This window comes from Psychrobacter sp. Pi2-52, from assembly GCF_904846705.1.
Taxonomy (GTDB): Bacteria; Pseudomonadota; Gammaproteobacteria; order Pseudomonadales; family Moraxellaceae; genus Psychrobacter.
Map to the genome: position 1 here is coordinate 1 of NZ_CAJHBS010000030.1, position 14147 is coordinate 14147.

At 43.2% G+C, this 14147-nt stretch carries 10 protein-coding genes; 6 read left to right on the top strand and 4 right to left on the bottom strand.

The window, feature by feature from the left end; genetic code table 11:
- Positions 1–176: 176 nt before the first annotated feature.
- Entirely contained in the window at positions 177–2483 is a 2307-nt protein-coding gene (gene parC / locus JMY00_RS12605) for a DNA topoisomerase IV subunit A (RefSeq protein WP_201580404.1), read from the bottom strand.
- 457 nt (positions 2484–2940) lie between these two features.
- Between parC and JMY00_RS12610 the strand changes: the two genes are divergently transcribed.
- From JMY00_RS12610 to JMY00_RS12635, 6 genes are all read left to right on the top strand, one after another.
- Positions 2941–4734: a von Willebrand factor type A domain-containing protein gene (locus JMY00_RS12610; protein WP_201580405.1), complete on the top strand. Its 1794-nt coding sequence runs from the start codon at positions 2941–2943 to the stop codon at positions 4732–4734.
- A gap of 353 nt (positions 4735–5087) precedes the next feature.
- The gene (locus JMY00_RS12615) at positions 5088–6815 is read left to right on the top strand and encodes an AMP-binding protein (protein WP_201572724.1); all 1728 of its coding nucleotides are present in this window, start codon (positions 5088–5090) and stop codon (positions 6813–6815) included.
- Between the two features lie 509 nt (positions 6816–7324).
- Positions 7325–9124 carry an AMP-binding protein gene (locus JMY00_RS12620; RefSeq protein ID WP_201580406.1) on the top strand — a complete coding sequence of 600 codons (1800 nt, stop codon included), beginning with the start codon at positions 7325–7327 and terminating at the stop codon, positions 9122–9124.
- Between the two features lie 181 nt (positions 9125–9305).
- Positions 9306–10022 (top strand): ribonuclease PH, encoded by a 717-nt coding sequence (gene rph / locus JMY00_RS12625; RefSeq protein WP_057761673.1) that lies wholly within the window; start codon positions 9306–9308, stop codon positions 10020–10022.
- 118 nt (positions 10023–10140) lie between these two features.
- A complete protein-coding gene (locus JMY00_RS12630; RefSeq protein ID WP_102093172.1) occupies positions 10141–10632 on the top strand; it encodes a hypothetical protein in 492 nt (163 codons plus the stop codon).
- Positions 10633–10894: 262 nt separating this feature from the next.
- On the top strand, positions 10895–11533 hold the full coding sequence (locus JMY00_RS12635; RefSeq protein WP_102093171.1) for a hypothetical protein: 639 nt from the start codon (positions 10895–10897) through the stop codon (positions 11531–11533).
- 111 nt (positions 11534–11644) lie between these two features.
- On the opposite strand, the gene hemJ is transcribed toward JMY00_RS12635, so the two are convergent.
- The 3 genes from hemJ to JMY00_RS12650 all read right to left on the bottom strand — a co-directional run bounded on the left by hemJ (position 11645) and on the right by JMY00_RS12650 (position 14035).
- Positions 11645–12079: a protoporphyrinogen oxidase HemJ gene (gene hemJ / locus JMY00_RS12640; RefSeq protein ID WP_201580413.1), complete on the bottom strand. Its 435-nt coding sequence runs from the start codon at positions 12077–12079 to the stop codon at positions 11645–11647.
- Between the two features lie 40 nt (positions 12080–12119).
- Positions 12120–13283 carry a biotin synthase BioB gene (bioB, locus tag JMY00_RS12645; protein ID WP_201580407.1) on the bottom strand — a complete coding sequence of 388 codons (1164 nt, stop codon included), beginning with the start codon at positions 13281–13283 and terminating at the stop codon, positions 12120–12122.
- Between the two features lie 245 nt (positions 13284–13528).
- Positions 13529–14035 carry an SCP2 sterol-binding domain-containing protein gene (locus JMY00_RS12650; protein ID WP_102090478.1) on the bottom strand — a complete coding sequence of 169 codons (507 nt, stop codon included), beginning with the start codon at positions 14033–14035 and terminating at the stop codon, positions 13529–13531.
- Between the last annotated feature and the right edge of the window lie 112 nt (positions 14036–14147).

Here is a 14147-nt window from a genome sequence, read left to right on the forward strand (position 1 = left end):
TTATGATTATGTTTGATGACCGTATCAGTAAGCATTTAATCTAAATGGCAGTTACACAGAATCTGGGATGGTCTCAAAGCCGCCTATACATTGTGTATGGGCGGCTTTTTAATAGGAGCTGTTTAATTTTATTAGCTAGATTTTGAACTAGGGTTTCCAAAATTTAACTAGTCAAACTAGCCAATCTCAACACTCGTCACATTCTGAAAGCCTCTTGGCAACTGTCCACCACGATTACCGCGAACACCCGTATAGTTAGCCAAATCATTTGGCTTAAGTGTCACGTGGCGTTTGCCAGCAGTAATGACAAGGCTGTCTTGCTGACTAAGTGGTGTGATTGCGAGCACTTCTTCCCCGTCTTTCAACTTAATAAGTTTGTTCCCTTTACCGCGAGCTTGTTCAGGCAAATCATCAAGGGCAAATATTAGTAGATATCCTGCATTGGTCGCGACAGCAACATGATCAGGTGTCACACGTATATTACTATTTTCACCTTCGGCATTGGCGGCGGTCTCTACTGGCGCGTCGATACGCGCAACAGGGAGCAAGCGACTATCAGTTGCTAGGTTAATAACGTTTTTACCAGCTTTTTGGTTGCTATCGAGATTACCAATGGTATTAATAAAACCATAACCTGCCGAGCTGGCAAGGATAATACGTTGCTCGTTATCACCCGTTAGTAGCTGCTCAAAGCTAGCGCCTGCTGGCGGCTTTAATACACTGGTCAATGGATCACCTTGACCACGTGCAGATGCTAAATTATGCGCATCGATACTATAGCTGCGTCCTGTACTGTCGAGTACGTAAATCCTTTCGTTTGATTTGCCGCGCACGTGCGCTTGATAGCTGTCACCTGAGCGGTAACTCATACCAGCAGCATCGACATCATGACCTTTAGCTGCGCGAATCCAACCTGCTTTTGATAAGATGGCAGTGACCGGCTCACTCGGTACGAGATCTGACTCTTTCAGTGCTTGCGCTTCTTCACGCTCTGCTAATGGTGATACACGCTCATTGCCATGTTCTTTCATATCGGCAGTAAGCTCATCGATCATCAGATTGGTTAGACTGTCTGGATTGTCTAAGTACTCTTGAATGATGGCACGTTCGGCAGCCAGTTCATCTTGCTCGCGGCGCAGCTCAATCTCTTCTAATTTTGCCAACTGACGCAAACGAATATCCAAGATAGCATTGGCTTGAATGTCAGTCAGGTCATAGTCCTGCATCAAGGTCGCTTTTGGATCATCCTCTTCACGAATGATGCGAATCACTTCATCAATATTCAGATAAGCAATCAGCAAGCCTGCCAAGATGTGCAAGCGCTTATCGATTTTATCGAGACGATATTGCAAGCGTCGCGTGACCACCGAGCGGCGGCAGATTAGCCATTCTTCCAAGACTTCTTTTAAGTTTTTCACCTGCGGCTTACCATTTAAGCCAATCATATTCATATTGACGCGGTAATTGCTTTCTAGGTCAGTACTGGCAAACAGGTGACTCATGACACGATCGACATCGACTCGCGTTGAGCGCAACTCAAGGACGATACGGCAGGCATTTTCGTGATCTGATTCATCATGAATATCCGTCACCCAAGGCAGCTTTTTATCGGTCATAAGCTTAGCTATTTGCTCTTGGATTTTGTTGCCTGAAACTTGGTAAGGAAGCGCATCAATGATGACGAGATTCTTTTCTTTAGAGTCAACATGAAAGGTCGCGCGCATCTTATAACTGCCACGTCCAGTCTCGTACATCGCTTGCAAATCTTTCTTGCTAGTGATGATTTCCGCTGGTGTCGGTAGGTCAGGTGCGGGTATCGATTGGGTAAGCTGCTTAACCGATAGCTCTGGGTTTTTAAGCAATCGAATAGCCGCGCGTACCACTTCATTAAGGTTATGTGGCGGAATATCAGTTGCCATACCAACAGCAATACCTGTCGTACCGTTTAATAAAATATTAGGTAAGCGGGCAGGTAAGGTCGTTGGTTCTTGCATCGTACCATCAAAGTTATCTTGCCAGTCGACTGTACCTTGACCCAATTCTGCTAGCAACGTATTGGCATAAGCCGACATTTTAGCTTCGGTATAACGCATCGCCGCAAAGGATTTCGGATCATCTGGGCTACCCCAGTTACCTTGACCAGTGATAAGCGGATAGCGATAACTAAACGGCTGAGCCATCAGTACCATTGCCTCGTAACAAGCGCTGTCACCATGCGGATGGTATTTACCCAATACGTCACCGACTGTACGGGCGGATTTCTTGGCCTTAGCAGATGACTTTAGCCCAAGCTCGCTCATGGCATAGACGATGCGACGTTGGACAGGTTTTAGACCGTCAGCAATATTTGGCAGCGCCCGATCCATGATGACGTACATGGCATAGTTGAGGTAGGCCTGCTCAGTGAACTCTGCGACTGAACGAGTATCCATCGGCTCATTGGGAATAATTGGGGCGATCGTATGATCAATAACATCAGACATAAAATAGGATTCACTTATCAGTTTTAATAGGTATAGATAATTGGTTCAAGCATACAAATAGGATAGTGCTATCGTAAAGGATATTGCACCAATTAAAAAGACGTATGTCAGAATATACGACATCTCGTGACGTGCTTAAAACAAGTACTTATAAGGGTCTTTTATAGTGTGTTGACTCATATCTTTTATAGATCAAGTTAAGTATAGTAAATCTAATATTTATTTTTTATATGGTTAATAGATGTCTTAATATTTAATCGTTTTTATTTAGGATATTTTATCTACTATTAGTCTAAAGAAAGTAGGTACAGAATAGCTTTAATGCAAAATTAACAACTGAAAGTATGACAGCTAATAGACTAAATAAGACGGCTGCTTTGCCTATTTAAATAGCATTAACCATATATTGACACGGACAAGTCGCTACTGAATTATCTTACAATAAGGAATTTCTGTTATGTCATGTGACCCTTTATCTCAAGTTTCTGCCTCTACAATGCTAAAAAACGAAAGTAAGCACCTAGGGAAAAACACTACTAGAAATGTGCTGTTGATTACTGCTGTAGCCAGTCTAGGATTGACAGCCTGTAATACTTCACAAATGAGCAAAACGCTACCAGCCGAGACAAGCAGTACAGTCAATCAAGATGCAGCAGTGATGTCAGAGTCTATCATGGCGTCACCCAGTGTTAAGCCATCCGTCATCAGCCAACAGATGATGATACGTTCTGCGGCACAGACAGGTATCGTACGCCCATCACCGAGCATCATAGTCACGCCAGAGGCAAAAGACAACTATCAAAAAAACGCAGCCAATCCTGTACATCGAACTACGGATATGGCGGTATCCACCCTGTCTATCGATACCGATACGGGCAGCTACGCCAATGTGCGCCGCTATCTAAACGAGGGTCAACTATCACCTGTTGATGCTGTACGGGTAGAGGAGTTGATTAATTATTTCAACTATCAATTTGATGATGGCAAACGCTTAGGTAGTGCCCCGTTTGTTGTATCAACTGAGGTAGTAGACTCACCTTGGGATAGAGCAGATCAGGATAATAAAATCGTCAAAGTTGGTATCAAGGCCGTTGATAGTAGCTGGTCGCAAAAAACGGATAAGCAGTCTATGCCTCCTGCCAACCTTGTGTTTTTAGTAGATGTGTCAGGGTCTATGTCGTCACGCGATAAGCTGCCATTGGCACAGTCATCGCTCAAGCTGTTGACAGAGCAAATGCGCGCCCAAGACAGTATCAGCATCGTGACCTATTCAGGTAGTACTAGTGTGGCATTGCCTGCAACTAATGGTGACCAAAAAGCAAAAATATTGGCTGCGATCGATGGATTGAATGCCTCAGGCTCGACCAATGGGGAAGGTGCTCTGAAATTGGCCTATAGACAAGCTGAGCAGGGACTGAAAAAGAATGGTATCAATCGAATCATGATGTTAACAGATGGCGATTTTAATGTCGGTATTAGTGACGTCGATGAGATGCTTGATTTGGTCAAAGCCAATCGCGATCGCGGTATCTCTTTGTCTACCGTTGGCTTTGGTCGCGGTAATCTGAATGATCACATGATGGAACAGATGGCGGACAACGGCAATGGTAATTACAGTTATATTGACAGCTTAACTGAAGCAAAAAAAGTCTTTGGTGATGAATTAGCCGCGACATTTAACACCGTCGCTAAAGATGTAAAAGTCCAAGTTGAGTTTAATCCTGATGTGGTGAGTGAGTGGCGTTTGATCGGTTATGAAAATCGCGTACTGGCTGAAGAAGATTTCAATAATGACAAAATTGATGCAGGTGAGCTTGGGGCAGGTAAGGCAGTTATCGCTTTGTTTGAGGTAACTCCAAAAGGACAAAAAGGGTTATATAGCGATCGCCGTTATGCTGCTAGCAATGCCAGTATTAGTTGGAATAATAAACAGAACTCTAATGAGCTTGGCTATCTAAAAATTCGTTATAAAGCACCGACAGGTGGTAGCTCTAAACTCGTTAGCCAACCTATTAATAAAGCTAGCCACGCTTTAAACAAAGCCAGTATCGATACCCAGTTTGCGATGGCAGTAGCAGGGTTCGGTCAACGCTTGACTCAAAGCAATTATATTAATGACTGGCAGTACAGTGATAGCACTAAGCTTGCCAAAAGTAGTATCGCAGATAGACCGAGTAGCGATACTGATGGTACTCGTCGCAACTTTGTGACGTTGACTGAGCTGGCGAGTGCGCTAAAAAATAGCCAATAGTGAACAGATATCGTGTCGGGATAGTCATTATGAAGCAGAAGTCAAGGGTCATATTTTCTAATGGTATGACTGATGTTTTTAATCTAATGTATTGATATATATGGAGATATTTAGCGTCAAGCCTATTTGAGAACTGGTGTAGCAATCTTTTGTATTGAGTACTATGTATAAAGTGTGTATGTTAATGAACAAAGGGCTATTTACCGCTATATTGTTTGCTCAGCACTATACAAATATGTCGCAGCCTTGCTTTTTATCATAACGATAGGCAAGACTCTGACGTTTTGTATATTTATCACACTGTGATTGGCGTGGGTTGACGGTAATGTATTATTACTAGGAGAGAAAAGATTATGGAAAATCAAGGAAACTTAACCCGTCGTGACGATAAAGTTTGGCTAAAAACGTATGAAGAACTTGGTCTGGAGTATGACATTGAATTGCCAGCCGACAATACGTCACTTATCGATATTTTCGAAAAAAGCTTCGCTGAAAATGCTGATAAAACTGCCTATATCTGCATGGGTTCATCGTTAAGCTTCCAAGAAGTAGATTTATACAGCCGTCAAATGGCCGCTTATCTACAGTCATTAGGATTGGTCAAAGGCGATAAAGTTGCGGTCATGATGCCCAACATTTTGCAGTTACCAATCTCTGTCATCGCTGTACTGCGTGCAGGCTTTACCTTAGTCAACGTCAACCCTCTGTACACTACCAGAGAGCTCGAGCATCAGTTGACTGATTCAGAAGCCAAAGTGCTAATCATGGTCGAAAACTTTGCCAAAACCTATCAAGACATCGGTCGCAATGTGGTCGATAAAGTCGTGATTACGGGTATGGGCGATTTGATGGGTACACTCAAGGGCTTTATGGTCAATACAGTCGTCCGCCATGTCAAAAAAATGGTACCAGACTATAGCATTTCTAATAGTGTTAGTTTCAAAAGTGCATTAAAGCAAGTCACGGCTAGTAAATATAAGCGCCCAACCAATATCACGCTTGATGATATCGCTGTCCTACAATATACCGGTGGTACGACAGGTGTGGCGAAAGGCGCGATGCTAACGCACAAAAACTTGGTGGCAAACTTAATTCAGTCTAATACCTTTTTGGGCACCGCTTTTGATGATTTCGATCAAAGAGGTGAGCAACCTGTGATTATGACGGCATTGCCGATGTATCATATTTTCTCATTCACCGTATGTGGTATGTTCGGTCTATATCGCGGTTGTGTTGTATTATTGGTACCAAATCCACGCGATCTTGATAGCTTGTTAAAAGCATATAAAGCGAATCCACCAGCGTTCTTCCCAGCGGTAAACACGTTGTTTAACGCACTTGCCAATAACGAAGAATTTATCGCGATGGATCATAGCAAGCTGCGTCAGTCGATGGGTGGTGGTATGGCGGTACTGAGCCCAACAGCCGAAAAATGGCGCCAAGTGACAGGTAATATTATTATTCAAGGTTACGGCTTGTCTGAAACATCACCAGTCGCGACCGCTAACCCTAGCAACAGCAAGACATTCACTGGCACTATTGGTGTCCCTATGCCAGCAACCGATGTGGCGATCTTAGATGATGCAGGTAATGAAGTAGCACTTGGTGAGCGCGGTGAGATTAGTGTTCGTGGTCCACAGGTCATGAAAGGTTACTGGAACCGTGAAGATGCTACTGCCGAAGTCATGACAGCAGATGGATTCTTCCGTACTGGTGATATCGGTATTATGGCTGACAACGGATATGTGACCATCGTTGACCGCAAAAAAGACATGATTTTGGTGTCTGGTTTTAACGTTTATCCGAATGAAGTCGAAGAAGTCATGGCTGGACATCCTAAGATTTTAGAATGTGGTGTCATCGGTATCGAAGATGAGAAGAGCGGTGAGATTCCTAAGATCTATGTTGTCCGTAACGATCCAAGTCTGACCACCGAAGAAGTTCTTGAGTACGGTAAAGAGAACCTAACAGGTTATAAGCGTCCTCGTCGTGTTGAGTTTATTGATGAGCTACCAAAATCGAACGTTGGTAAGATTTTGCGTAAAGACCTACGCGTACTTGAAGAAAAAAACCACGGTTAATTTGCTGATACACGCATCTAGAGAGTTGTTTGATAGCTGCGTGTATCAACCAAAGATACATGTGAAAGTGTCGCTTGATTAGATACTGTAGTAACTAAAGTAGTAACCAAAAATGATAAGGCTGCAACCATGCTGTCTTATCATTTTTTTGTCTTTATCGCTTTTGACATTTGCGGATCACAGCTACTATTAATAGAGAATATCTATTAAAACTGCTATAGTGCCCATCGACATGTTTTTGTTTTTGTCCAAAAAATTGTACTGGTTTTGCTCAAGGTAACAGGCGAAATCATGGTAGTAAATATCGTTTTCGACTTGATCGTGCTGAGTGGTAGTATTATTTATCATAGACCTAGTAACACACTTTAATTCGCAAAGCTTATGAATGACAAACCCGATCATACTTATCTATTTCTTATTCATAAGCTTCTGCTGTCAGCAATAATCATAAAAAATGGTGTTTCCATTAGCATATTCAATGTTTTTAACAGTAACATTTAGGGAAAATTATGACGGATAATATTAATAAAAAAACGACAGATAATAGCGCTGCAACTGACGATAAAGCCAATACTACTAACGACGTTTATCAAAGCAATGCGTTTCCTACTATGCCGACCATCGACAGTGATAGTCCGTGGCTGAACGCTTATGAGCGCTATAGCATCGATGCTACTATCGAGATGCCAGAAGAAAATACCTCTTTGCTTGATGTGTTCGAGCGTAATTTTAGCCGTTATGGCCAAAAACCTGCCTATATCTGCATGGGCTCATCGATTACTTTTAAGCAATTAGACCTATATAGTCGCCAAATTGCTAGCTATTTGCAGTCAATAGGCCTGGTCGCAGGCGATAAAGTTGGGGTAATGATGCCCAATGTCTTGCAGTATCCAGTGGTCGCTTTGGGTATCATTCGCGCAGGGATGGTGTTGGTCAATGTAAACCCTCTATACACCAGCCGTGAGCTATCACATCAGTTGCATGACAGTGGTGCGAAAGCGCTATTTATTGTTGAAAACTTTGCCAAAACGTATCAAGAGGCCGAAGACAAAGGTCAGGTAGAGCATGTAGTGGTGTGTACCATTGGTGATATGCTAGGTACGATTAAAGGAGCTGTGGTTAACCTTGTGGCTCGTCATGTCAAAAAGATGATTCCTGCTTATAGCATACCGAATAGCGTGAGCTTTAAGCATGCCTTAAATGTTGAGTCAGCAAGCAAATACCAACGCCCTGAGTTAAACTTAAGCGATGTGGCCTTGCTGCAATATACTGGTGGTACGACGGGAGTAGCGAAAGGCGCGATGCTGTCTCACGGCAATCTAGTCGCTAACATGTTACAGGTCAGTGCGCTGATGAACAGTGCATTTGATGATGATATAGATGGTAGAGATGTGATTTTGACCGCACTGCCGCTATATCACGTATTCTCATTTATGGTCTGCGGTATGTGTAGTATGTATCAAGGCTATGCCTCGCTACTCATTCCGAATCCGCGCGATCTTGATGGGCTTATCAAAGAGATGGCCAAGTACAAGCCAGCGTTTATTCCTGCTGTAAATACCTTGTTCAATGGCTTAGTACACAAAGATAACTTTGCTGATTTGGACTTTTCTAATTTAAAAGCGTCTATCGGCGGCGGTATGTCAGTATTGCCAAGTGTAGCCAAAGAATGGCATAAAATCACTGGTCTGCCTATCGTTGAAGGTTATGGCTTGTCTGAGACCTCACCTGTAGTGGCTTTCAATCCGATGACTATTGCAGAATTTACCGGAAAAATCGGTATTCCTGCGCCTAGTACCGATATCGTACTCATTGATGATGACGAAAATATAGTAGCCATGGGCGATCGCGGTGAAATCTGTGTAAAAGGCCCACAGGTCATGATTGGTTACCAGAATCGTCCGAAAGAAACCGCTGAATCCTTTACGGCTAGCGGTTACTTAAAAACTGGCGATATCGGCATTATGGACGAAAAAGGTTTTATCAAAATTGTCGATCGCAAAAAAGACATGATTTTGGTTTCTGGTTTCAACGTCTATCCAAACGAAATTGAAGAAGCGATGAGTGAGCATCCAGCAGTCGTAGAATGCGGTGCTATTGGTGTTCCAAACGATGATCGCGGCGAAGAGCCAAAGCTGTTTGTGGTCAAAAAAGGCAACGTGACTGAAAAAGAGCTACTAGAATATGGCAAAAAACAACTGACTGGCTATAAGCGCCCACGTCATATACAGTTCGTTGACGAATTACCAAAGTCGAACGTTGGCAAAATCCTACGTAAGGAATTGCGTAAGATGGAAGGGTTAGAATAGTTTATATCTGACATTCTATTGATAACGGTGGCGTAATGGCAGGTGTGAATCTTGCTATTGCGCCGTTGTCACGTTAGGATATCTTAAGATTTTAGTCGACTACATACCTATCAATGTGCTTACTGACAACTGATAGGTATTTTTATGACACTGCTTTTATAACATTGTACTAGGAATTTTTATGCGTATTGACAATCGTGAGCTTGACCAACTTCGCTCGATCAGCTTTGAGCGCCATTATACGAAGCATGCTGAAGGGTCAGTACTGGTAAGTTTTGGCGATACCAAAGTACTATGTACTGCCAGTGTAGAATCTGGTGTGCCGCGCTGGCTCAAAGGTAAAGGCAAAGGTTGGATCACAGCTGAGTATGGTATGTTGCCACGTGCGACCAACACGCGCAATCAGCGTGAAGCGGCTCGCGGCAAGCAGTCAGGTCGTACGCAAGAGATTCAGCGTTTGATCGGTCGTAGCTTACGTGCCATGATTGATCTGAGTAAACTTGGTGAAAACACCATCTATCTTGATTGCGATGTGTTGCAAGCGGATGGTGGTACTCGTACGGCCAGTATTACTGGTGCTGCGATTGCGCTTATCGATGCGCTAGAGAGTATCCAAAAGGCTAAGAAACTCAAAGCAGATCCACTAATCGGATTGGTTGCGGCGGTTTCTGTTGGTATGAAAGATGGCGAAGCGTATCTTGATCTGAACTACGAAGAAGACTCTAGCTGCGATACCGATCTGAACGTCGTGATGACCCAAAAAGGCGAGTACATTGAGCTGCAAGGTACTGCTGAAGAAAAGCCGTTCACTCGTGCTCAAGCAGATGCTATGCTGTCATTAGCTGAAAAAGGCATTGCTGAATTGATCAAAATGCAACAGACAGCGCTTGGTTGGTAGACTAGCGCTTAGATATAACACACTGTCTTTGTTTTTAGTGTCAATAACTGCCTGTTAGCTGCTAATAGGCAGTTTTTTAATAGAAAATATTCGTACATTACGTAATAGGTAACAACACATGCTAAAGCTAACTGATGATGGTGCCAAAATCACCTTACAAGGGCAAGCAAATGCTGCTGATAATGGCATGTTTTGGTTTGGTTCTGCATTATTGGTAGGGGCCGTCGCAGTCGCCATGGCGATGAGCTTATTGCCTGAGCGTCTAGCCATTGGTGCGCTTGCACTGCTTATCATTGGTAGCTTTATTTTTAATAAAAAGCGCCAACAGCATAAAAAGGCTATGAGCGGTATGATTAGCAGCGGCATATTGTGGGTAAGGGCTGGCGAGCTGGTCCATGACAATCTAGGTAAGCGTGAGCATATTCATTTAACGGATGGCGATAAGATAACGCTGATTGGTGAACAATTACAGATTGTCGATAGCAGTGACGTTCGCAAATATCATATTACTGGTTTCGAGAGTGCTCAAGAAGCAAAAGCTGCGAAAGCTATCTTGGAAGGGCAAGCGCTAACGAAACGCCATGTAAATATTAAAATGAAGAGTAATTAGTATCTTTTCTCCATTTCATACTGTACTAAAGCATAGCTATTGTCTTCGTATTATCTAAACTTCTAACTTAAGTGTCATTTTAAATTTCACTCGACGTGCCTCTCCAGTAACGTCATCCATCAGTATATTTATACCGTCTATCACCTATCGCAGGCGAATAGTGCTTGCAGATTTGTGCGCAAATGGTTTATAAGTATGATTATAAAATTTATCTTATTATTATTGATACTGTCATTGAGATCTAGTTGACAAGGAGTTAGTCATGCTGCGTTTGTCTATACCGTCAGTCGCCGCGTCGTGCGGTTTTTTACTATTTACCTGCGGCATGGTAGGGCAAGTCCATGCAGATAGTATGAGTATGCTTATCGCCCAAAAATCTATTCAACCAACGACGAATATGTCCTATCGTTATCCTGAGATACAGCGTTCAGCACCTACAGTCGTACCAGCGTTTTTATCAGGCAACTATGACAATGTCGATAGCGAGTATCTACCGCTATTGAGCAATGCCGAGACGCAGAGTAGTATGGCAGCACGTGAGGTAGTCAGTACCGCCCGCAAAATGGCACTTAACGAGCGCACAATTATTCAAGGTGGCTGCTGGGACTATTTAAATGCTGTATTCAATCGGGCAGGGGTATCGCGTAATACCATACACAAAGGCACTTATGCGCAAGGGCCCTATGCTAGTAGTAGCGAGATTGAAGCAGGTGACTGGCTCTATTATATCAATCATGGCTACAATGGCGTTGAGCATAGTGGACTGTTTGTCGGTTGGGTCGATGAGCGTGCCAAGCAGGCTTTGATACTGAGCTATGCTGGCGAAAATCGCCGTGAACCAGCTCGTTACCGCGTGTACGATTTAAGCAATGTTTATCAAATTATGCGCCCTAGTGTTTAGTGTTTGATATTTCCAGTTTGACACCATGTTCTATAAGTGAATAAAAAAGCGTCCGTAACTTTAATCAGTTACGGACGCTTTTGTTTTACAGGTTAAATGGTTTTTCTTATGCTAAAACGGTTTTACCACGACGAGAATAACGATAATCACTAAGGCAAAGACAGGCACTTCATTAAACCAGCGCCAGAATTTATGCGTTTTATAATGTGGATTATCGATCAGCTTTTTACGATAAAAGCCGCAAGCGCCATGATAGCCTGACAGCAGCACTACTAATAGCAATTTGACGTGTAGCCAGCCTTGGGCTTTATAGACATCCCAGCCCAGTCCTAACATCCATAGACCAAAGATCCATGTCGCTATCATCGATGGGGTCATGATGCCGCGATACAGCTTGCGCTCCATAATGGAAAAGCGCTCATGACTGATGCTATCGTCGCTCATCGCATGATAGACGAACAGGCGCGGCAAATAAAATATCGCCGCAAACCAGCAGACCATAGAGATAATGTGCGCCGCTTTAATCCAGTTAAAATAATCTGCCATCATAGTTTCTCTTGCTTAGCTTATATTTTTTAGCGTGGGCTTAGTCTGCCAATACAACTTGTGTTTGATGACCATTCATCGCATCCATTACAGGCAGTACTTTAGGCGCTCTTGGTGCGGCAAACTGTTTGGTTAGGCCAAGCTCACGCATGAGTCTATCGTCGCCTGATTGACTTGCATTACCAGTGGTAAGAAGCTTGTCACCATAAAAGAATGAGTTAGCGCCTGCCATAAATGCCAACGCTTGCTCAGAATCAGATAGACTTTCGCGACCAGCAGATAAACGCACGTAGCTAGTCGGGCAGCAAATACGGGCGACAGCAATAGTACGAATCCATTCAAGTACAGACAGCTGACCTTCGGCCAGTACTTTGTCACCAATCGGTGTACCTGCGATAGGCACCAGTAAGTTGACTGGAATTGACTCAGGCGCTTTTGGCATTTTTAGCAGCTCAAGTACCCAATCGATGCGGTCATCACGGCTCTCACCCATACCAACGATATTACCACTACAGACATTAATGCCAGAGTTACGCACGTTTTCTATCGTGTCTAAACGCTCATCATAGCTGCGCGTGCTAACGACTTGCTCATAGTAACTACGCGAAGTATCTAGGTTATGGTTGTAATAATCCAACCCTGCATCGGCCAACTGTGTTGCTTGATTGGTATCAAGCATACCGAGTGTCATGCAAGTCTCAAGTCCCAATGCTTTCACTTCTTTGATCAGCTCAACCACATAAGGCATGTCTTTGGCACTTGGATGTTTCCACGCGGCACCCATGCAGAAGCGCGATGAGCCACTGTTTTTGGCACGCTTGGCCGCTGCGATGACTTTGTCAACTTCTATGCGTTTTTCTGCTTGTAGTTTGGTGGTGTCGCGATGGTGGCCCGACTGTGAGCAGTAGCCGCAATCTTCAGGGCAGTTGCCTGTTTTAATAGAGAGTAGCGTGCTGATCTGTACTTCATTAGCAGTGAAGTGCTTTCTATGAATAGTCTGTGCTTGTAACAGCAAGTCCATTAGAGGTAAATCAAACAATTGCGCGATTTCTTCACGGCTATATGCCGTAGCTACTTTACTATCAGTTTGAGTCGCGTCTGTGGCTAGATTGGCCAAAAAATCACTGTTGGTCGTATCTGGCTGAGTGGCTACATCAGTTGGCTGGTTGGCGTCAGGTTCGGAGATGCTAAGCAATCCTGCCATAAGGTAAGTCCTTTTATAAGAATTAGAGGGTATTAAATAAAACCAATGTTTTTATCTATTGTCATTTATAAGGTAACAAAAAAGGTTGCCGTATAGTATACCGCAACCTTTTTAGAAAATCAGAACACTGCTAGACAGTATGTATAATTGTCACAGTAGCGCACATAAATAGTAACTATACGTTTGGCTATTTAGTTCTATATTATCCATTCTACCAATGACTACCGCTCAGTGCACCATTCTTTTTATTTACCAAGTTTGTGCTTAGCAATACCAACCCAATGCTCAGCAAATTTCTGTGCTTTATAAGCGTAAGGTTTGGCTTTTTGGATATATGGTTTGCACTCTTCTGGGATAGCTGGGACGATATGCTTAGCAAGTTTGTTGAACCACATCATTAGGCTATAGTCGCCTTCAATGCTCAAGTTACCTTCTTGTACAGCAGTCATAAAGGCAGGCAAGCTACCTTTGGTTAGCAGTCTAACGCCAGTCATAGAGTCTTTGAAAGTGATGGTCAAGTCGGCTTCTTTTGCATGACCGCTTTGTTGACTGAACTGTCCATTATCAAAACTAAAAGAACGGGCGATATCAGACTCAGTACTAGCAAACTCAATCGTAACTTGGCGATCAGCGAATAACGCTTTGACATCTTCGTTATCGCTATCAGCTAACATAGACAAACGATAGCCGACGACAGCCAATAAAGCATCTAATGGATCAGATTTGATATCTAATACAGGAACAGTAAACATAGCAGAACTCCTAAAGAAATGAGGCATAAAAATAAAGCGTACTTTATACCAGTTTTTATGACAAATATATAACTGGATTATAAACTATCACAGGGAGTCAACTCTTTAGGAG

Coding starts and splice junctions, on each gene's coding strand:
- JMY00_RS12610 (WP_201580405.1), top strand. CDS start 2,941: ATGTCATGTGACCCTTTATCTCAAGTTTCTGCCTCTACAATGCTAAAA.
- JMY00_RS12615 (WP_201572724.1), top strand. CDS start 5,088: ATGGAAAATCAAGGAAACTTAACCCGTCGTGACGATAAAGTTTGGCTA.
- JMY00_RS12650 (WP_102090478.1), bottom strand. CDS start 14,035: ATGTTTACTGTTCCTGTATTAGATATCAAATCTGATCCATTAGATGCT.
- JMY00_RS12630 (WP_102093172.1), top strand. CDS start 10,141: ATGCTAAAGCTAACTGATGATGGTGCCAAAATCACCTTACAAGGGCAA.
- parC (WP_201580404.1), bottom strand. CDS start 2,483: ATGTCTGATGTTATTGATCATACGATCGCCCCAATTATTCCCAATGAG.
- bioB (WP_201580407.1), bottom strand. CDS start 13,283: ATGGCAGGATTGCTTAGCATCTCCGAACCTGACGCCAACCAGCCAACT.
- hemJ (WP_201580413.1), bottom strand. CDS start 12,079: ATGGCAGATTATTTTAACTGGATTAAAGCGGCGCACATTATCTCTATG.
- JMY00_RS12635 (WP_102093171.1), top strand. CDS start 10,895: ATGCTGCGTTTGTCTATACCGTCAGTCGCCGCGTCGTGCGGTTTTTTA.
- JMY00_RS12620 (WP_201580406.1), top strand. CDS start 7,325: ATGACGGATAATATTAATAAAAAAACGACAGATAATAGCGCTGCAACT.
- rph (WP_057761673.1), top strand. CDS start 9,306: ATGCGTATTGACAATCGTGAGCTTGACCAACTTCGCTCGATCAGCTTT.